13 protein-coding genes, 6 pseudogenes and 1 riboswitch are annotated in these 20459 nt (G+C 57.9%); of the genes and pseudogenes, 10 read left to right on the plus strand and 9 right to left on the minus strand.

The window, feature by feature from the left end:
- Positions 1-146: 146 nt before the first annotated feature.
- Entirely contained in the window at positions 147-902 is a 756-nt protein-coding gene (locus N2601_RS29820; RefSeq protein ID WP_260305602.1) for an N-formylglutamate amidohydrolase, read from the minus strand.
- Between the two features lie 2 nt (positions 903-904).
- Positions 905-2281 carry an aminotransferase gene (locus N2601_RS29825; protein ID WP_260305604.1) on the minus strand — a complete coding sequence of 459 codons (1377 nt, stop codon included), beginning with the start codon at positions 2279-2281 and terminating at the stop codon, positions 905-907.
- 466 nt (positions 2282-2747) lie between these two features.
- Between N2601_RS29825 and N2601_RS29830 the strand changes: the two genes are divergently transcribed.
- The 6 genes and pseudogenes from N2601_RS29830 to N2601_RS29855 all read left to right on the plus strand — a co-directional run bounded on the left by N2601_RS29830 (position 2748) and on the right by N2601_RS29855 (position 9198).
- Entirely contained in the window at positions 2748-4100 is a 1353-nt protein-coding gene (locus N2601_RS29830; RefSeq protein ID WP_260305802.1) for a glutamine synthetase family protein, read from the plus strand.
- Positions 4101-4125: 25 nt separating this feature from the next.
- Positions 4126-5514 (plus strand): aldehyde dehydrogenase family protein, encoded by a 1389-nt coding sequence (locus tag N2601_RS29835; protein WP_260305605.1) that lies wholly within the window; start codon positions 4126-4128, stop codon positions 5512-5514.
- Between the two features lie 8 nt (positions 5515-5522).
- The gene (locus N2601_RS29840) at positions 5523-5861 is read left to right on the plus strand and encodes a hypothetical protein (protein WP_260305606.1); all 339 of its coding nucleotides are present in this window, start codon (positions 5523-5525) and stop codon (positions 5859-5861) included.
- Entirely contained in the window at positions 5854-8070 is a 2217-nt protein-coding gene (locus N2601_RS29845) for a N,N-dimethylformamidase beta subunit family domain-containing protein (RefSeq protein ID WP_260305607.1), read from the plus strand. The genes N2601_RS29840 and N2601_RS29845 overlap by 8 nt, the downstream gene beginning before the upstream one ends.
- A gap of 27 nt (positions 8071-8097) precedes the next feature.
- A pseudogene (locus N2601_RS29850) lies at positions 8098-8254 on the plus strand (aspartate aminotransferase family protein); the annotation flags it as partial.
- A 587-nt stretch (positions 8255-8841) separates the two neighbouring features.
- Entirely contained in the window at positions 8842-9198 is a 357-nt protein-coding gene (locus tag N2601_RS29855; RefSeq protein WP_260305608.1) for a hypothetical protein, read from the plus strand.
- Between the two features lie 11 nt (positions 9199-9209).
- Here N2601_RS29855 and N2601_RS29860 read toward each other — a convergent pair.
- Both N2601_RS29860 and tnpC (N2601_RS29865) read right to left on the minus strand, forming a co-directional pair.
- Positions 9210-9511, minus strand: a pseudogene (locus N2601_RS29860) (hypothetical protein).
- Positions 9511-10083 (minus strand): annotated as a pseudogene (tnpC, locus tag N2601_RS29865) (IS66 family transposase); the annotation flags it as partial. The pseudogenes N2601_RS29860 and tnpC (N2601_RS29865), both read right to left, overlap by 1 nt.
- 881 nt (positions 10084-10964) lie before the next feature.
- Between tnpC (N2601_RS29865) and N2601_RS29870 the strand changes: the two are divergent.
- Positions 10965-12023, plus strand: a complete 1059-nt coding sequence (locus N2601_RS29870; protein ID WP_260305609.1) for a reverse transcriptase domain-containing protein — start codon at positions 10965-10967, stop codon at positions 12021-12023.
- 78 nt (positions 12024-12101) lie between these two features.
- On the opposite strand, the pseudogene tnpC (N2601_RS29875) reads toward N2601_RS29870, so the two are convergent.
- The 3 genes and pseudogenes from tnpC (N2601_RS29875) to tnpA form a co-directional block, all read right to left on the minus strand.
- Positions 12102-13154: pseudogene (gene tnpC / locus N2601_RS29875) on the minus strand (IS66 family transposase); the annotation flags it as partial.
- Positions 13155-13217: 63 nt separating this feature from the next.
- The gene (tnpB, locus tag N2601_RS29880) at positions 13218-13565 is read right to left on the minus strand and encodes an IS66 family insertion sequence element accessory protein TnpB (protein WP_104825737.1); all 348 of its coding nucleotides are present in this window, start codon (positions 13563-13565) and stop codon (positions 13218-13220) included.
- Positions 13562-13930: an IS66-like element accessory protein TnpA gene (gene tnpA / locus N2601_RS29885; protein ID WP_260305611.1), complete on the minus strand. Its 369-nt coding sequence runs from the start codon at positions 13928-13930 to the stop codon at positions 13562-13564. Before tnpA ends, tnpB begins: the two co-directional genes overlap by 4 nt.
- Positions 13931-14035: 105 nt before the next feature.
- Here tnpA and N2601_RS29890 point away from each other — a divergent pair.
- Positions 14036-14420, plus strand: a pseudogene (locus N2601_RS29890) (MFS transporter); the annotation flags it as partial.
- A 129-nt stretch (positions 14421-14549) separates the two neighbouring features.
- Here the strand turns inward: N2601_RS29890 and N2601_RS34300 are convergent.
- Both N2601_RS34300 and N2601_RS29905 read right to left on the minus strand, forming a co-directional pair.
- Positions 14550-15796, minus strand: a pseudogene (locus N2601_RS34300) (D-amino acid dehydrogenase).
- Between the two features lie 126 nt (positions 15797-15922).
- Positions 15923-16006, minus strand: a riboswitch (glycine riboswitch).
- Between the two features lie 11 nt (positions 16007-16017).
- Positions 16018-16953 (minus strand): GntR family transcriptional regulator, encoded by a 936-nt coding sequence (locus N2601_RS29905; protein WP_260305614.1) that lies wholly within the window; start codon positions 16951-16953, stop codon positions 16018-16020.
- 395 nt (positions 16954-17348) lie between these two features.
- Between N2601_RS29905 and N2601_RS29910 the strand changes: the two genes are divergently transcribed.
- Entirely contained in the window at positions 17349-17768 is a 420-nt protein-coding gene (locus tag N2601_RS29910; RefSeq protein WP_260305615.1) for a GlcG/HbpS family heme-binding protein, read from the plus strand.
- A gap of 26 nt (positions 17769-17794) precedes the next feature.
- Complete coding sequence (acs, locus tag N2601_RS29915; protein WP_260305617.1) at positions 17795-19729, plus strand: acetate--CoA ligase; 1935 nt, start codon at positions 17795-17797, stop codon at positions 19727-19729.
- The last annotated feature ends 730 nt before the right edge of the window (positions 19730-20459 follow it).

The following is a 20459-nucleotide window of genomic DNA, read 5'->3' on the forward strand; positions in this document are numbered from 1 at the left end:
AGAGTCCAAACATCGCTGCGGACGTTGTTCCCAGTCTTCTGTCGAGTTTAACGTGTTCGTTTGACACTTTTTGTTCTCCTCTGTGGTTCGTTGGAGGCCAGCGCCCGCTGGACGACCAACGGACGTTCGCCGGAGCTAGCGCTATTTCATTCTGGGGTGAGCCTTCCTTTCAGAATTCGGTTGAAGCGGCTTGCCCAGTCTTTTTCATCCTCCTTGTTCGAAATGAGGTCGTTTCGGATCTCAATCATCGCTCCCGCAAACCCGTAAGGAAGGGTATGACGCTCAATCGTGTGATAAACGCCATCCGTCGGGGTGTAGGGCTCGTTGTCGCCGACAACCAAGTCAGGATCGTTCGACAGTCCATCAAGCAGATGGTGAGAAAGACGGGTATCGTGATTGTGGAGGATCCCCACGTGCCAAGGACGAGGCACGCCCTTGTAGACGGGGGTAAAGCTGTGGATCGAAATCACCCACGGCGAGCGGTGGCTTCGCTTTCCAACAACGTCTTCCAAAGCCGCGTGAAAAGGATGATAAATTGCATCGCATCGCAGCAGGCGCTCCGCATCCGAGAGCGATTTGTTGCCCGGGATTTCCGTCGCCTCGCTCAGCTTGACGATTGATCCTGGATGGTCTGGGTGCCGATTTATGTCGAGAACCAAGCGGGAGACGTTCGCAAAGACAAGCGGTGCGTCCAGCATGTCGGCGAGTTGTTGGGCCACTCCAAGGGCGCCGGGATCCCATGCAATATGTTCTACAAGCTTCTCGGGTGGCAGGCCCAGTCCATGCAGATGCCGCGGCACATAGTTGGACGCGTGCTCGCAGACCACAACGATCCGCGAGCTGCCATCCTCATTCCGGACGCTGACAGGCGTCCGACCGTCGAGGAAGGATAGCGCGTCCATTGCTACGCTGCCTTGCCTTTGACGGCGTCGTAGACGCTGTCCAGGACTTCCTTGAGTACACCAAGCAGATCCTCGATCTGGCTCCGCGTCGAGATGAACGGGGGTGCAAGCACGACGGAGGCTCCGAGAGGTCGGATGATGAAACCGCGGTCTCGCGCTTCCTTCGCGATTCTTTCACCGATGCGGAGATCACCGGAGAAGGACCGTTGCGTCTTCTTATCGGCCACGGTCTCGAGTGCACCCATGAGGCCCAGGCCACGCGCTTCTCCAACCATAGGATGATCGGCAAGTGCACGAAGCCCAGACTGGAACGTCTCGCTCACCGACTTCACGTTCTCGAACACGCCTTCTTCCGTAATGATCCGGATGGCTTCGAGTGAGATTGCGCAGCCTACCGGATGTCCGCCCGTTGTGAATCCATGAGGGAACTCCTCCCAGACCTCGCTCGCGGCGGTGGCGCGCTTGTCAATGTCTGCAGAAAGCATCACAGCGCCCATCGGGAAATAACCAGCCGACATACTCTTCGACGCGACGATGATATCCGGCTGTTGTCCTACCGCGAGCGTGCCCCAGAGGCTGCCGGTGCGGCCAAAGCCGCAGATGACTTCGTCGGCGATCAGGGGAATGCCGTACTTTTTCAAGATCGGCTGGATCTTGGCAAAATACGTCGCTGGCGGAACGACCACGCCGCCTGCACCCATTACCGGCTCCGCAAACATGCCGGCAATCGTTTCAGGCCCTTCCTTCAGGATCGTAGCGTCCAGGTTATTCGCCAGACGTTCCGCAAATTCCTCGTCGCTTTCACCCGGGAGCGCGAACCGCCATGCGTGTGGGCAGTCCAGCGTCACAATCTCCGGCCCTGGCAGGCCAAAGGCCTTGACGTAGTCCTTCCCCGTCAGGGCCGATGCCATCACCGTGGCACCGTGGTAGGCGTTCTTGCGCGTCAGCAGCTTGCGGCGCCCGGGCTTGCCCTCGGCCGCCCACATCATCCAGAGCAGCTTGACGATCGATTCGTTGGCTTCGGAACCCGAGTTGGTAAAGAACACGCGACTCATGGGGACAGGAGCGAGCGCCAGCATTTGCTCCGCGAGCTGGACCGTGGGCTTTGAGTTGCGGCCAAAGAAGGTGTGGTAGCCCGGGAATTCCTGGTACTGTTTGATAGCCGCATCCGTCAGGCGCTGCTCGGAAAACCCGAGCGTCATATTCCAAAGACCAGAATTGCCTTCAAAGAAGCGGCGACCAGTCGTGTCGACGATGTAGGGACCATCGCCGTGATCAACGATCACAGGGCCATCTGCCTTTAGAGAGGGCAGATCGGTGAATGTGTGAAAGAAGCTCGCCGCCTCTCGGCGCTCCCATGATTGGGCTGCAATATTCATGACGTGTCCTCCAGTGGAATGACGTTTTCGTTTTTATTTTCCCATAATTGCGTTTTGTCTGAGCAAAACACTAAAAATAGGGAACACTATCTTGCAGATTTTGTCAATTCATGATCAAAGTGCTTTCATGAGTTGAGCAAGTTTTTTGTTCTGGGTGAAGCTGGGTGCTCGGCCTGACACGGAAAACACGAGAATAAGGTGCAAAAGTGCTGATTTCTCGGCACTTGGTAGCTTGGCACATATACCCGATGGACGCGGAGGGGCGTTTTTGCCGATCTGCTATCAGCGAAATGACGCGTGTGTAATTTCACGCAAAACACAATTGGCGTTTTACGTCGGGCCCGACATTAAGGGCGGGTGTTCTTTGGAGGAGAAGAGGTTGAACCACGAATTTTTCTCGAACCGCGACGCGGTGCGGCTGCCTGACATAGGCGGCTGCGCCTCGAACGGGTCACTCGCCGGCCGCTTGACGCCGGACGAGCTCCAGACTGCGGTTGCAAATGGCGAGATCGACACTGTCATCGTGGCGATGACGGACATGCAGGGCCGATTGATCGGAAAACGTCTGACCGCGCGCTTCTTCCTCGAAACCAGCGCATCGCCGCAGCTTTTCTGCGACTATTTCCTTGCGACCGACATGGAGATGACTCTCGTGCCCGGCTACGAGTCCGCCTCGTGGGAGAAAGGTTACGGGGACTTCGCGCTCGTCCCTGACATGTCGACCCTGCGTGCCATTCCTTGGCTCCCGAAAACGGCGCTCGTTCTTTCGGATGTAACGACGTCTAGCGGAGTTCCGCTGGAACATTCGCCTCGGCAGGTCCTTCGCAGGCAGCTAGACCAGCTTGAGAAACTCGGTTTTGCGGCGGATATGGCAGCCGAGTTGGAATTCTATCTCTTCAACCAGACGTTCGACGAGGCAAGGTCGTCGAGATACGAGAATTTGAAGTTCTCGAGCTGGTACCCGGAAGATGGCCATATCTTCCAGACTTCGAAGGACGAACCATACATTCGCGCTATCCGCAATCTGATGGAACGGGCCGATATCCCTGTTGAAGGGTCGAAGGCAGAGTGCAGCCCAGGTCAGCAGGAGATCAATCTTCAATACGCTGAGGCGCTTGAGACTTGCGACCGTCTTGTCCTCTACAAGAATGGTTGCAAGGAAATCGCCCACCAGATGGGCAAGTCAGTCAGCTTCATGGCAAAGCTCGGTGCGGACCTCTCGGGAAATTCCTGCCACATCCATTTGTCGCTCCGCAGCCTCAAGGACGGGACACCTGGCTTTCATGACGCGACGGCCGATGATGGAATGTCGACTCTCTTCAAGCACTTCCTCGCGGGCGCGATTAAGCATGCTCCGGCGGCGACCTATTTCTACGCGCCCAACGTCAATTCGTACAAGCGGTTCACGGCTGGGACGTTCGCGCCGACTCGCCTGGCTTGGTCCGTCGATAACCGTACAACCGCTTTTCGTGTTCTCGGAAAGGGCAAGTCGATTCGCTTCGAATGCCGCGTTCCCGGTGCCGATGCAAATCCGTATCTCGCATTTGCGGCACTGATTGCGAGCGGTCTTCGCGGTTTGGCGGAAAAGCTTCCTCTCGAGGAGGCGTTCGCCGGAGACGCCTACACTGCGGACAACGTAGCGCGCATTCCGAGAGCACTTTACCGGTCGCTGGATGCGCTTGAGCGTTCCGATGAATTCCACAAGTCCCTCGGGGATGAGGTGGTGCGCCACTATCTCCACTGCGGTCGCTGGGAACTTGGTGCTTTCGAGGGCGCCGTCACCGATTGGGAAAAGCTTCGGCTGTTCGAGCGCTGCTGAGCCGGGAGAGAGGAGGACAAGCACCATGGCATCATTTGAAACGATTACCCCTGTGGACGACACTGTTTTGCTTACCCGCCAGCGTCACACTGATGCGGACGTCGACGCTGCTCTCAACAAGGCTGCCGTCGGCTTCGACGAATGGCGGCGATTACCTGTCGCGCACCGTGTCGAGGTCCTCTCACGTGCCGTGCGCGCCTTCGTTGAGCGGAAGGAGGAAATCGCATGCGAGATCACAGACCAGATTGGGCGACCTATCGCCTACAGCGGCAGTGAGGTGGACGGCTTCGAGGTGCGTGCGCGTACCATGCTTTCCTTGGCGCCAGAAGCGCTGGCTCCGGCCATCCCTGACGCGATTGACGGCTTTGCGCGCTCAATCCGGCGCGCGCCGTTGGGAACGATCGCTGTCCTTGCTCCGTGGAACTACCCGTTCCTGACCGCGGTCAATGCCGTTATCCCTGCGCTGGTCGCGGGCAATGTTGTCGTGCTCAAGCACTCCGATCAAACACCGCTGGCTGCTGAAAGAATAGATGAGGCCTTCAGAGCTGCAGGGTTGCCCGAAGGCGTCTTCCAGTACCTGCACATCGACCACGATCAGGTCGCTAGAATGGTTGCGGACTCGCGCGTGGCATACGTCTGTTTCACGGGCTCTGTCGCGGGGGGGCGCGCGCTGCAGGCCGCGCTGGCTGCCTCGTTCAAATCAGCCGGGCTCGAACTCGGGGGCAAGGATCCCGCTTATATCCGGGAAGACGCCAACATCGACCACGCCATTGAAAATGTGGCCGACGGCATCTTCTTCAACTCGGGCCAGAGTTGCTGCGGGATCGAGCGTGTCTATGTTCACGAACGCCATTTCAAGACGGTGGTCGATGGGCTTGTCAGCTACGCAGAGCAGCTGAAACTTGGAGATCCGCGTTATGCCGCGACCACCCTCGGGCCCATGGTCAAGGCCTCTGCGGCCGATTTTGTCAGGCGGCAGATAGGCGAAGCCGTCGAGCAGGGCGCCAGGGCACTCGTGGATCGCCGGAAGTTTGCTGCAGACAACGGGAGAACGGCGTATCTTGCTCCCGAGATTCTCGTGAATTGTACGCATGCGATGTCGATCATGACGGAGGAAACTTTCGGACCAGTGGCCGGCATCATGCCGGTGAAATCCGACGCCGAAGCTGTGCGTCTCATGAATGATAGTAGATACGGCCTGACAGCGTCGATCTGGACCGCAGACCAGGATGCTGCCGAAGTGATCGGGGATCAACTCGACACGGGAACGGTCTTTATGAACAGGTGCGATTATCTCGATCCGGAGCTCGCCTGGACGGGCGTCAAGGATTCGGGAAGAGGAGCGACGCTCTCACGTGTTGGATTTGACTATCTGACGCGACCCAAGTCGTACCATTTCAAGTTCAACGTCTGAGGTGCGCCATGAACAGGTATTCGCTTCAACCGGAAGACAAAAGATTTATCGACGAATTTATGCGCAACCCGATAGGGCACCACAGCCCGGGCTTGCAGCGCGTGCTGAACGTCATGCGCGGCGGAGAGCTCGAGGGGAAGTACGTGCTGGTAATCTTGCAGCCTTATCGGAGATGGGCCCTCGGTCGACTCCCTGCTCGCCGTGGGGAGCCCATCTCGTTAGTGGAGGGAGTGGAATACAAATGCCAGCTCCAAGCTGAGCGCGATGTGTTTGCCCGGCGCTGGAAGGACCTTACCGGAGAGGACATCGACCACGAACTGATCAGGGAGGGCGCCGTCAATGCTTAAGATAACCGCATATAGCAGCAAGATCAGCTATCGGCCTGGAGAACAGGTCGATGTCAAAGTCAGCGGGCAGGGCATTGAGGCCTACAATGCGACCCTCAAGCGGATCGTTCAGGGCGACATCAATCCTGATGGGCCGGGATATAAGGACGCCGACATCTCTTGCGAGATGGGCGGACCGTTCCACGCACGTGAACAGAAGATAGTCACAGGTTCTTACGGGCGCGTTTTGCCGCGGACAGCTCTTTCCATAGGAGGCGCTGTCTCCATCGCCGCACTCATTTGGCCGACGATGCCGGGCTCTTCACGGCAGACCATCATTTCCGTCGGCTCCCAGTCCAGTTTGCGGCTCAGCCTCGACGACCGTGGCTGCGCCGCCCTCGAGGCGATTAGCGAGGGCAGACGTATCGGGGAAGCAAGTACAAATGTGCAATGTCGCGCCAAAGCATGGTATGTCGTGATCGGATCGTTCAATCCGGCCACCAATGAACTGCGCGTCGAACAAAGAGCTCTCCAAACATTCCCATCGATCCGCGACAGCGGCGCCGGAACGGGACGTGTTTCAAACGGGATCGACGTCGACTGGAGAGAGATTACGTTCGCGGCCGTGCTCGATGGTCGCTCGCCGACGCTCTGCTACAATGGGAAGATCGAGGCACCTTTTATCTGCAGCGGTCAACCGCCGTCTGACAGCGTAGTGGACCACCTGACGCGCAAACGAGGCATCGATACAGTCATCGCGGAGTGGGATTTCAGCACCGACATCGCGAATGACACCTTTAGCGATCGTGGTCCGCATTCCCTCGATGGGAAATTCTTCAATCTCCCGCACAGAGCCGTATCAGGCCATACCTGGGACGGTTCCGTCTACAGGTGGAGTGAGTGTCCCGAGCATTATGCTGCCGTTCACTTCCACGATGACGACCTTTATGATGCAGGGTGGGAAACCGATTTCACCTTTCGACTACCGGATGATCTTCGGAGCGGAGCGTATGCCGTTCACCTATCGGCGACGGACGGCGAAAGCGAATACTATGTTGTGTTCGCTGTGACAGCGGCCAAAGGTGCTCCGAAAAATTCGGTCGTGTTCGTTATGCCGACGGCCAGCTATATGGCCTATGCAAACCACCGGCTAGGCATCGACGTGTCGGAAACCGAAATCGGAGCAGGGCAGCTTTTGCAGATCGACAGGCACCACGTCTTCCTGCAGGAAAACCCACAATACGGGCTTTCCCTATACGAAGTCCACTCAGATGGTTCTGGCGTATTCTTCTCGTCGCGTCTTCGGCCAGTGCTGGACATTCAGCCGAAGGTTCAGGGGTTCATCGGTGGCCTGGGATCCAATATCTGGCAGTTCAATGCCGACACTCATATCCTCGGCTTTTTTGAGGACCGCGGTATCGGCTACGACGTTGTGACCGATGAAGACCTTGAAGCGGAAGGCGTCGAAGCCCTGGCCGATTATAAGGTCGTCGTTACCGGAACTCATCCGGAATACACGAGCACGAAAATGCTCGACGCCTACCGAGATTATTCCGACCGCGGTGGCCGCATCATGTATCTTGGCGGCAACGGGTTCTACTGGCGTATCACCTACAACGAAAAGCTTCCCGGCGTGATTGAATGTAGACGCTCCGAAAGCGGCATTCGCGGGTGGGAGCCTGGCACCGGGAACTACTATCACCAGTTCTCCGGGGAGCTTGGGGGGCTGTGGAGACGCATCGGACGAGCTCCACAGGAAGTCTTCGGTGTAGGAATGACGGCCCAAGGGTTCGACCTGTCTTCGCCCTACATCAAAACCGAGGCCGCGAAGAACCCCAGAGCTGCCTTCATCTTCGAAGGGGTTGATGAAGACATGATAGGCGACTTCGGCCTCAACGGCGGCGGCGCTGCGGGCAATGAGATCGACCGGACCGACTCCGCACTCGGCACTCCGCCGAACGCGCTTGTGGTTGCCTCTTCCCGGCTCCATACGGACATCTACCTGATGACACCCGAAGATCTCCTTGATCCGACACCAACATGGTCCGGAACGCAAAGCGATCTCATAAGATCAGACCTGACCTTCTTCGAAACTTCATCGGGAGGGGCAGTGTTCTCGACCGGCTCGATAGCCTGGGCCGCATCGATGGCCTGGAAAGGATACGATAACAACGTCGCCCGAATTACAGAGAACGTCTTGCGACGCTTCGTGAACCCGGAGAAGTTCTAACTGTCGCCTTCGAGCAGAAACCGCCTCGCCCAGGCTTATGACGCCTTTGTCGAATGTTTAAGGAACGGACTGCTCATGCGAGTGACCGGTGACAGAATCGCTCTGTCGCCGCCGCTAATCATCGAGAAAAGCGAGATGGACGCTTGTTTCGATGTTGGCTGACGCGTTGAAGCGCGCCGCGTGATCGCACCTAAGTCCGATGAGGGCCGCATCGATTGCCCAAAATTCGGTCCGGAAACGACAGCCAGCAAAAGGACGAGCTGTGCCAAAAAGGCCGTCGGAGGAAGCGATTTTGCGCGCCGTCTGACGGCCGCGTCACAGGGAACAACCAGACGATGACCACTCCTGTGTCCGACGCCACACCCGCTTCAAACCGGCTGTTCTCCGTCTTCTGCCTTGCCGCCTATCTCCTCCGTCCCCTATGGCATGATGTTCCTGCTGTCGCTGCTCATGTCCCAGGCGGAAACGAGGGCAATGCCGGAACTTTTATTTCGGTCATAATTATCGACACCATTTTGTTCGTGCTTCTGTCCGGCCACCTCACGGATTGGTTGGGGCGGCGAAATCAATCCCCGCAGCAAGCCTTTTCCTGGCGCTGGCCTGTGTTGGTTTTGCAGTCGCGTCGGGCTCGGGGAACGGCGATGCTCGCCTGCGGTCTGATGCTCGGAATCGGGGGGATATTCTATACCTTGGGCCCGATCATCGTCGCGGGGCTGGTCGCCTCCGCGCACCGGATCAACTATTTCGCTCTTCTCTCGGGAAGCATGATGAGTGGCATCGGCACTGGGCCCTTGCTGGGGCGCGCGGTGTCGGCGCTCAGCTTCTCCGTCGAGGCCGGTTTCGCCATCGCAGCCGTGTCCCGCACTTCTGGGCGGCGTATTTCTCTATCTTCTCGACCGTCCGCTTCGCCGAAGCTATATCGGCGAGGCCCCCGGTCTGCCGGATCAGCCGCGCCGCTGCGGGCGAGTGCTTCGCTCCAGGGCGGTTTTCCCGATCATCATGGTGGGGCTGGGCGGCTGCACCTTTGGAGGCCTGTCGAGTTTCCAGCCCAGCCTCGCAGCGGCCTATAAGCAGGATTACTTGTTGTTCTTCATCGGCTCCACGAGCGCGGCCATCATCTATCGGTAAGCGGCCGATTGTTACCGCAGAGATTTCGCTTTGATGCGGGCTATGGCATCTGGATCTGAGAGGAAGTCGAAGTCGTCGAGGAAGTCATTCCAGGCTTCGGGCGAACGGCGAGCAGCGGAAAGCATCTGCGTCAGCTCGTCGATGCCGTCATCGGTCAGAGCGGTGATTGAATCATCGTCACCGTGTATGACGCTGATGATACTCCCATAGGTCAGATTGTCGGAATTGCTGACGATCCCTTCCAGGAGTTCAGGTCTTCGCCGAGCATTTCGGCGACATGGCTGAGGGTGAAGACGTGGGTGATGGTGGCCATCAGGCGGCCTCAGCGCAAGTCACGGCAACAGGCGCCCAATTCCATGGGAGCAGTTCGTCGAGACGATTGATTTTATGATCGTGAATGCGGTCGAGCACGTCAGCCAGATAGGCCTGCGGATCGACGCCATTCATTTTGGCCGTCTCGATGATCGTCATGGCGCGCGCCAGGGTTTCTGCCCCCGTGTCGGCTCCTGCGAAGAGCCAATTGCGTCTTCCAACTCCTATCGGACGCAGTGCTCGCTCAGCGGCGTTGTTGTCGATGGCGACACGACCGTCTTGCAGGAACAGGCAGAACGAGGACCATCGGCTCAAACCGTACCGGAAGGCTGCCGCCAGATCGCCCTTGCCAGGAATGCGAGTCAGTTGAGCCTCTGCCCAGATGCGGAATGCTTCGACCTTTGGCTTGCTGTGCCTTTGACGCGCGGCAAGGCGGACGTCGGCAGGCTGGCCCGCAATGTCGCGTTCGATGTCGTAAAGCGCGCCGATACGATCGAGAGCCTCGCGCGCGATCTCGGATTTGTTTGAGGTCCAGATATCGTGGAAGTCACGTCGCCAATGCGCCCAGCTTGCGTCAGGCAAGCCCCGGAACGGGGGATGAAGACGAAAGGAGGTGAGAGCCGAACAGAAACCGTTCGTAGCGATCCAGCGGGTTCAACGCCCGTCCGGCAAAGGCGCAGCCCGCCAGCCGGAAGCGAGTCTTGCATGGATGGCGGCAACGTCATTCGTGAAGCGTAGACAGCGGGTGATGAAGCGGTGGGGTAAGCCCCGATATCATGATCTTGATGACGCCTTCGGAGTGTTGGGACCGGGGGCAGCACCCGACTTGCCGGTATTGGCGAGGCAGGCGGGGTCGTCCGGGGTCTTGGGCCATCGCAAAGTCACGGGATGGATCGCCGGGGAACCTGAGAGATCCCACTCACGCCCACGGAGGCGATGCCGGAAACGGGGGTGCCGGCTGACGTAAAAGACTCCAGGCCCTGCGACAGCCCTGCATGTCGGAGGGAGCGCCTTGGCGGACACGAATATGCAGGGCCGCATGGGACCCGGAAAGCGAAGCAATAAGCTGATGGGTGAGCGTGAGCGGGAAGTCGTAGCACCCTCATAGTACCAATGAGCGCGGGGAACCGTGTCCGGCGGGACCCGAACGAGGAAAGGGGGGTGTCACGGAACCAGAACCACTGACAGGAAACATCGGAGGGGACCCTGAGCCCTACAAACGTGTACACGAAACGGCAGTGGATAGCCGAACAGGCGAGGAAGCACCCGGAGAGGGTGTTCACATCCTTGCACCATCTGATTGACCTCGACTGGATGTTCGAGGCGTGGGCTCTGACGCGCAAGGATGGCGCGGCGGGCATCGACGGGCGCACGGCCGACTATGAGAAGGATCTCGGGGCTAATCTTGAAAGCCTCCGGACCCGGATGATGTCGGGCAGCTACCGCGCGCCCCGGTGCGACGCCACTACATCCCCAAGGTCGATGGGTCTCTGCGACCTCTGGGTATCCCAACCTTCGAGGATAAGGTGGCGCAACGGGCAATCGTGATGCTGCTGGAACCGATCTACGAGGAGGACTTTCTGGACTGCTCGTTTGGGTTCCGGCCGGAACGGTCGGCGCATGAGGCCATCCGCACATTGCGCGATGGCATCATGGAGACTGGTCAGCGCTGGGTGATTGATGCGGATATCTCGAAGTATTTCGACAGCATCGACCACGGGCATCTGCGCAGCTTCCTCGACCTGAGGATCAGAGACGGCGTCATCAGACGTATGATTGACAAGTGGTTGAACGCAGGGGTGCTCGACCAGGGCATCCTGAGCCGATCGGTAGCTGGAACTCCACAAGGCGGAGTGATCAGTCCACTTCTCGCGAACATCTTTCTGCACCACGTGCTGGATAGATGGTTCGTGGAGGTGGCGAAGCCTCGCCTAAAACGGAGGTGCCAGATGGTGCGGTACGCTGACGACTTCGTCATGAGCTTCGAGGATCACCTGGACGGCCGGCGCATGCTGGCCGTGCTGGGCAAGCGTTTTGAGCGGTATGGGCTCCGGCTCCATCCCGACAAGACGCGCTATGTGGACTTCCGTTTCCGGCGCCCGCACGGGCGGCACCCTGCAACAAGCGCCACCAGTTTCAACTTTCTCGGTTTCACCCATGTCTGGGGCCAGTCGCGGAAGGGGAAGCCGGTGGTGCGGCAGATCACGGCCAAGGATCGGTTTGCGCGGGCCTTACGGGCAGCCAGGGAGTGGTGCATCAAACACCTACACCTGTCGCTCACGGTCCAGCACCGACATCTGGCCCGGATGATGCAAGGCCACTACGCCTATTACGGGATCACGGGCAACGGACGGCGTCTGAAGTGGTACCACCATCAGGTCGAACGCATCTGGAAAAGCGGGCTCTCGCGCCGCGGCCGATCCGGAAAGCCGAACTGGAGCCGGATGGCGCAGGTTCTGGACCGATTTCCCCTGCCGCCGACCCGGATCGTACATCAATGGAGCCGTATCTGAGCGAAACTGGACCGTGAGGAACCGGATGCGGGAAATCTGCACGTCCGGATCTGTGAGGGGCGGGGCTCGGTAACGACCCGATGCCTCTCGGAAGCGAGATCTTCCATCCGCGCCAGGTTCATAGAGCTTGCCGTACCCTTTGTAGCCGTCCGCCTGAAGTATGCCGCTTGTCTGTCGCAAATGATGGTGGACGTGGTCTTCCTTCCAGTCCGGAGCAAAATAGTAGACCGCACCTGGCGGAGCCGCGCCCGCCCAGGGACGTTGATCACGGACATACGTCCAGATCCTGCCCTTTTTCACGCCTTTGCCTAAACCCTTGTCTCGTAACGAGCGATCCAGCACCCGGATAGGAGTGTCGTCGGCATGAAGGAGGTTGCTTCCCATGATCGCGGCCTCGATCCGCTCGATCAGCGGCTGGAGCACCTGCATGGCGCGACCGCACCAATCGACCAGCGTGCTGTCGGGAATATCGACGCCCATGCGGGCGAAGATCTCGTTCAAGCGATACAATGGCAGGTGATCATCAAACTTCGAGACCAGGATGTAGGCCAGAAGACCGGCGCCCGCCATGCTGCCCGGTATCGGACGGCTGGGGGCGGGCAACTGCACCATCTTTTCGCAGCAGCGGCAGGATTTCTTCAATCGCGCGACCTCGATGACCTTCATCTGCGCGGCGATCATGTCGAGGATTTCGCTGGCATCCTCACCGACAAGACGCAGTTCACCGCCGCAGTCAGGGCAGCAATTGCCGGGATCGAATTCCCTGCGCTCGCGCACTGCCTTGTCCGACACTCGCGGACGTCGGCGCATGATCTTTTCCGGCGCGTTTGCCGAAGGCACGGCAGGCGCGGGTTCATCGACCTCTTTGATCGGTGTCGTATTGCTCTCGGCCGCTCCGATCAAAAGATCCTCAAGCACCAGTTCCAACTGTTCGATCTCGCGCTCGATCTTTTCCGAGGACTTGCCGAAGACCTGCTTCTTCAGCTTGGCGATGCGCAACCGCAGGCTCTGGACCAGTTGGTCGTGCGCACGCAAAGTCGCCGACATCTTCGCGTTTTCCGCCTGCAAGGCAGCGATCATTGCCTTTAGAAAGGCGGGATCGTCTGGAAGATTTTTGGTGGCATTCGGCATGCATCTGACTACCACGAGTCAGGAACAATAGCCATAAAAACAAGTAGATTCAGAGACATAAAATTATCCGACGCGAGCCGGAGGCGCTCCCCAGTCGGGACGACGCCAGTCGATCCCCTCCCATAGCATCGCCATTTGTGCGGATGTCAGCCGGGCCGTCCCGTCGGCCGCCGAAGGCCATGGAAACCGTCCCTTCTGCAAAATTTTGTAGTACAGGCAAAAGCCCTGGCCATCAAAATAAAGAAGCTTCAAACGGTCGCCACGTCTGCCTCGAAAGGCGAAGACGGCGCCACCTGTCGGCTTCTGGCGCAATACATCCTGCGCAAGCGCAGCCAAACCCTCTATTCCTTTGCGCATGTCCGTGGCTCCACAGGCAAGATAGACCCGAACGCCGGTCCCTGGCCCAATCATGCCGCTTCTACCGCCCGGATAAGCCGTGTCAGCGTGGCGCCGTCCAAAGTACTGTCGAAACGAAGGCTGCGACCGCAGCCCAATTGCAACTCGATCATCCCAGTCGAATGCTGACGGTCTCCACAGATTTCGGTCTGCACAGCATTCATGTCCACGGGAACAAACACCGCATTCGCAGAAGAGGACAAAAGTCCCTTCTTCTTCAGCTCACTGCGCCAGGTGTAAATCTGCTGCCGCGTCACATCATGTCGCTGCGCAACCTCAGTAATCGTCGCCCCGTCGATCCCAACCGACATCACAATCTCGAGCTTCTGTTCGTCGCGCCACAGACGCCGACGTTCCTGCCCAAGAATCTCGACACGCATCACATACCTCGCCCAAGACACGTCGCTAGCGACGTCGTTAAGCACGTGTCTTAGGCCATCACGAAGCTATCCGGCAGGCGGTAATAATCGGACGGTTACATCTATCGACTGCTGGTGGACGGCTTCGTGGTGAAACGCGACCCGCTGATATCCTTCAGCGTATTGACGGCTTGATAGTGGTTTCGATCCTGATGTTCATGGGCTGCGTCACTTCGTGCCTGACACCTGCTCGCCGCCATGGTCCTCGGCGTCGGCTACGGGCTCCTATTCGGTGATCAACGGCCTAGCGGCCAATCAGGCGCCGGCGGGACAGGCCCCACAAGCCCTGCTGCTGTTCAGCCTGTCTTATTTCGCCGGCGTGTTCGGCTATCCCCTGATCGCCGGGAAGCTTATCGTCCATCTGGGCCTCGCCGCCCTCTTGAAGACGACGCTTGCGATTGCCGTCCTCAACTGGGCCATCACACTCGGACGGCTGGTGGAGCCGGTCTAGAAGCGCAATTACGCAAAATAGAATGCAATTCCTGCTCGCCACGAAACATGGCGCGTGACGCAGCCTGCCGACGGATGATTACGACGGCAGGTCGGGCTCCGAGGTTTTCCTTCTGTTCTGGCAGCCGCATCAGGTGGCGTAAGCGCCCGCAACGGTTTCGCCAACAAGCTCTGCCGTGGCACATGAAAGGGTCCAGCCGAGATGGCCGTGGCCAGTGTTGTAAAACACGCCGTTCTGGCGACCTTTGCCAACCCGCGGAAGCATGTTGGGCATCATCGGGCGCAGCCCACTCCACGGGGTCACTTGGCTGGTATTGATGTCGGGGAAATACCGACGTGTCCAACGCACGAGAGGAGCGATGCGGTCAGCCCGGATGTCGTAATTCACGCCGTTGATTTCGGCGGTTCCTGCGACTCTGAACCGATCCTTGCCAAGGCGACTGGTGACAATCTTCGCGCCATCGTCAAGAAGACTGACCCAGGGCGCACCCTCTTGGCTCCGCTCATCGTCAAGATGAACCGTGATTGAGTAGCCTTTGACCGGATAGATGTTCACGCGATCGCCCAGCATCCGTGCAAACAGCCTGCTCGCAACCCCTGCACAAATCACCACGCCGTCGAAGTTCCGGTCCTCTTGGTCTGCGCGCCCCGTCTCTGTCTCTGCAGAAACCCGGACCCATTTGACGGATATCCCGACTCTCTGATGTTGGAGGCCGACTACGTCCGCCTCCAGTTCAAACCGAGCCCTTTGTGAATGCATGTTTCCGCGAGCCCGCGCGAGAATTTATGAATATCTCCGGTGGAATCTGAAGCAGTATAAAATCCGCCGTAGAAAGTTCCGGTCAGTGTCGGCTCGATGGATCGTATCTCGTCGGGCGAGACAGCCTTCCGGTCTAGACCCGCAGTCTGCAGAAGGGTGTTCACTTCACCGGCGTGGCGAAAGCTTTTCGCGTCCCGATAGAAGTGAAGAATACCGCGCTTCTCAAGATCGAAATCGATCCCTTCGCGCTCGGCAATGTCGAACATGTATTGGCGTGCTTGAATTGCAAGCTTCGCGGTATTGATCGTGTTTTCCTTGTATTTTGGTATGGCCGATACGAACTCGGCCAGCCATGAATATTTTGACCATGAGGGTCTGGGATTGAGGAGTAGGGGCGCATCTTTTGTGAGCATCCATTTGATGCCCTTGAGGAGGGTCGACCAATGATTCCAGACCTCTGCATTGCTCGCCGACAGTTGGCCGCCATTAGCGAATGAAGTCTCCATAGCAGGGTAGGCATGTCGATCAAAAATCGTAACGTCGTAGCCTCGGCTCAATAGCGAGTATGCAGTGGTTATTCCGGTTATTCCCGCGCCGATGATTGCGATGTGGGGCATTGTGTTCTCCCAAGACAGTTGTCGGAAGGTCAAGTGACCAATAATCCCCATCTGTCCTTGGTACCTGAGAGCTTCCCGTTTGAACGGTATCCCCTTCGGTGGGCGTTGCTGCCACTCTCCAGATTTTCCAGTCACGCGGTCCTTTTGCCTGAGAGTTTCCTGGGGGATTGCTCCGTCGGCGCCGCACGCGATCTCTCCCGCGTGACCTTTGGAAATCAGTTCTACATATCGTCGTCTCCGGTGTACCCGGCATCCTCCTCTCCCATCAGACGCACCTTGCCACCGCGAAGAAGCGCAAGGTCGTCGTCCATGTGGATGAACGTCTCGTCTCTCGAGACTTGCAAGTGAATATGCATTAGAGAGGCGGCCACCTGGCGATTGCCGTCGAAGAGAGCGGCCATAATGCCCCGATGCTCGGTCATCGACTGCCGCAAACGCTCGATGCGAATGAAGCCGAGGTACTCTGATACTCGGCGGATGTTGTTCTGGCGCTCGATTGCGCTCACCAATTCGTTTGTGCGGGCGCCCTGTGCAACGAGCTTGTGGAAGCGGGCGTCTAGTTCGAAAAGACGCCGGCGATCCATTTGGTGCACCTGCTCAATCGCACGAGCGTGATCGTCGTCGAGCTCCTTGAGCGCGGCCAAATCCACTTCATAGCCGTCCGCCAATATTCCGGCGGGTTCGATAATCTGACGGAAGCGATAGCTCTCGGCCATTGCTCGAGGACTGACATCTGCGAAGATCCATCCGTGGCCTGGCGATGGTTCGACGAGATGATCCCTCGTCAAGCGACGAAGGGTCGAAGCAAGAACCCCATTCGGTACAGAATAACGCTGCATGAGCGCGCGCTCGCTCATCACTGCGTTGAGCTCGCCAGTCGCCATGTCACGCATTACGCGTTCATCGAGCAATTCGACAGTTTCCGCCTCGCCATTCTTCAGCAGGGAGGAGGGGTCGCGCAGGATGAAGCCGCGGCGCGGTTCGAAAGCTAGGACGCCTTCATCCTGAAGTTTTTGAAGGACGCGGCGGATGGGCGTGCGCGACACGCCGAGTTGCTCGGCGATCTCCGCTTCGTTGATGCGATCACCCGACTTCAGATCTCCACTCAAGTCAAGCCGAAGCTGCTCCAAAATCCGGGTCTGAAGTGGTGTTTGCATGATCGCCTCTTTGGTATGAATTGTTTTTTACTTGGACAAAGCGCTTTTGTCTAGGCGATTCTTGTTGCTGTATTGTCTAAAGTACACTACGTTCGCACTCGCGGATGCCGAACGGGCGACTAGAGGAACGACGTTCGCATGGTGCGCCATGCGAAAGGCAAAGGGAGTTGCGCATGCTTTCCGACCTAGAATGACAGTCTCGATTATCGGACTAGATGAGATCAAGTTCAATGCATGTTCAAATCTTGCCGGACATGTTCTTCTTTCGACCAGGCCGACATCCAGGCGCACTGCAGGTAGCCAGCTGTCTGCTGGATTGAACACCCCTTTCATGTGCACCCCATCAGGATCTATCACGACCAGCTACTTCGGCGAGATTTTCCAGGAGAAATGAGATGTCAAAATTTCGAACCAGCATCATTGTGACCGCAGAAACGGCCTTGGAAGCGCTGTCTGCGGCAGTCTCGCACGCGAAGTCGATCAAGGTGCCCCAGTGCGTCTTTATTGTGGACACCAGTGGAGAGACGATCGCCAGCATCCGAATGGACGGAGCGAAATACCTCAGCATGCACACGGCGCGCGCCAAGGCCCGCACTGCTGCCTCGATCAATGGGGCGACTGGGGCGATGTCAGCGGAATTCGGCGTTGCCGCAGGCATCGCCTCCCAAGGAGGCGTGACCCATCTGCCGGGCGGACTCCCAATACGGTTTGACGGGAATCTAGCAGGCGCGATTGGCGTGGGATCGGGTTCGGGCGAGCAAGATTTCGAAGTTGCTCGAGCGGCCCTTTCGGCAATCGGGGCCGACGAAATCTGACAGACCGGAATTTTGAAGGAGTTTAGATGCAGAATCTGAAAGCGAATGGCCTGCAGCCCATGGATTTTGACACCTACCTGCGGTCTTACCAGCAGAGCATCCGTGACCCGGCGACGTTCTGGGGTGAACATGGTAAGCGGATTGATTGGTTCGAACCATATAGCATCGTGAAGAACACAAGCTTCGAAGGCGATGTCACGATACGGTGGTTCGAGGACGGGGTTACCAACGTCTCCTATAATTGCCTTGATCGCCATCTCGCAGAGCACGGCGATCGAACCGCAATCATCTGGGAGGGTGATGATCCCACACAGTCGAAACACATCACTTACAAAGCTCTACACGACCAGGTGTCCCGGCTCGCCAATGTGCTCAAGACGAGGGGCGTGGAAAAAGGCGACAGCGTCTCGATCTATATGCCGATGATCCCGGAGGCGGCCGTTGCCATGCTTGCATGCACGCGGATCGGCGCGATCCACTCGGTCGTATTCGGAGGCTTCTCACCGGAAGCTCTTGCTGGAAGGATCGTAGATTGCGGTTCCAGAGTTCTTATCACAGCTGATGAGGGCGTCCGTGGCGGACGCACGGTTCCCCTCAAGAGAAATGCCGATCAAGCCATCGAACTCGCGGCGGTACAGGGTCTCGCTGTGACCTCGGTCTTGGTGGTGCAGCGAACCGGATCGGAAATCAGTTTCAATCCTGACCGCGATCTCTGGTACCACGAGGCGGTAGAAGTTGCGGATCCAGTCTGCGCGCCCGAACCGATGAGCGCGGAGGATCCGCTGTTCATCCTCTATACGTCCGGTTCCACGGGCAAGCCAAAAGGTGTCCTGCACACGACGGGAGGGTATCTTGTCTACGCTTCCATGACCCATCAGCATGTCTTCGACTACCGAACCGGCGAGGTCTACTGGTGTACCGCGGACGTGGGATGGGTTACGGGCCACTCATACATCGTCTATGGGCCGTTGGCTAATGCTGCCACAACATTGATGTTCGAGGGCATCCCGAATTACCCGGACGCAGGGAGAATGTGGGACGTTGTCGACAAGCACCAGGTCAATATCTTCTACACTGCTCCAACCGCCATCCGCGCCCTCATGGGAGCAGGTGATGCATATGTGACCCGCGCGAGCCGTGCGAGCCTCAGACTTCTGGGAACTGTGGGCGAACCGATCAATCCCGAGGCTTGGGAGTGGTACTACTCTGTCGTCGGTGGATCGCGTTGCGGGATTGTCGACACATGGTGGCAGACCGAGACGGGCGGGCACATGATCACACCAATACCTGGGGCGACTCGGCTGAAGCCGGGCTCGGCGACACTTCCATTTTTCGGCGTCGTGCCCGAAATCGTCGACGGGGAAGGCAAGGTTCTGACGGGCGCAGCCGAGGGAAACCTTTGCATTGCCGATAGTTGGCCTGGCCAGATGAGGTCGCTTTTCAAAGATCATGAGCGGTTCATCCAGGCATACTTCTCCACTTACAAGGGGAAGTACTTCACTGGCGACGGTTGCAGGCGCGACGATGATGGCTACTATTGGATTACTGGACGGGTGGATGATGTCCTCAACGTGTCCGGCCACCGCATGGGGACGGCGGAGATCGAGTCCGCTCTGGTGAGCCATCCGAGCGTATCGGAAGCGGCTGTTGTCGGCTACCCCCACGACATCAAGGGGCAGGGCATCTACTGCTACGTGGCACTGATGATCGACGAGCAGCCGTCGGAGGCTCTGGAAAACTTCCTGAAAGCCCATGTCCGAAAGGAAATTGGGCCGATAGCGACCCCTGACAGAATCCAGTTCGCACCCGGTCTCCCTAAGACCCGGTCGGGAAAAATCATGCGCCGAATACTTCGCAAGATTGCCGAGAATGATTTCGGTGGCCTCGGCGATACGTCGACGCTTGCTGATCCCTTAGTGGTCGACTGCTTGATCGCCGGGCGGAAGAACGATGTAAAATAACCGTAACTGATTGATATTCTAGCACCGATCTTCTTAGATTAATGGCCACCGACAATTCGTATTGTATGGACCCGACGAAAGGATTCGCCTTTTACGTCAAGTGCTGCCGTTCTCGCGAGAATTCAATTCGTCATTCTAAAACGAGTGGTCGCATGGGATGCGCGCGTATGTTTGACCCGATTGCTGCCGTTAGGAGAGTTGATATCGGAAAAACGAATGTCGACACCCGGTCGCAGGGCGCGCCTTCTGAATGCCTTCAACCTTTCGCGCGTTCGTCATGGGGTCCTTGCTAATCGGCCAGGTCCGAGTCCTTCGAAATCAGCATTGGACCAATAATCATTGCCATCGCTGCCAATGTGATAGACAAACCGAGCTTCATCGAAAGAAGCAAACATTGATCCAATAGCGCGGAATCGACGCCAACCACCTACATCGGCGTTCTCGAAATCTGTTCTGCAGCTTCGGCTGGACTCGAGATATCGGAGGTTTTCACCAACTCTAATCCGGGAATTCCCATCGGGATCGGATTGCCGAGTTTAGCAGCTGACATTCTCTCATCCTTTCGTCGTTGAAGACTCCAAGTGCTGCAGCACACAAAAGTTCCATTCTTATCCTATCCACCGCGTCGGGATGCCACGGGGCATTACCGGGATGCGAGCGAAGCCGGGGACCACTTCGTGCCTCCATAATCGACAATTGCTGAACCATCTATTGCCTATGGCCATTGTGC

Origin of the sequence: Rhizobium sp. CB3060 (genome assembly GCF_025200735.1) — a bacterium.
Taxonomy (GTDB): domain Bacteria; phylum Pseudomonadota; class Alphaproteobacteria; order Rhizobiales; family Rhizobiaceae; genus Rhizobium.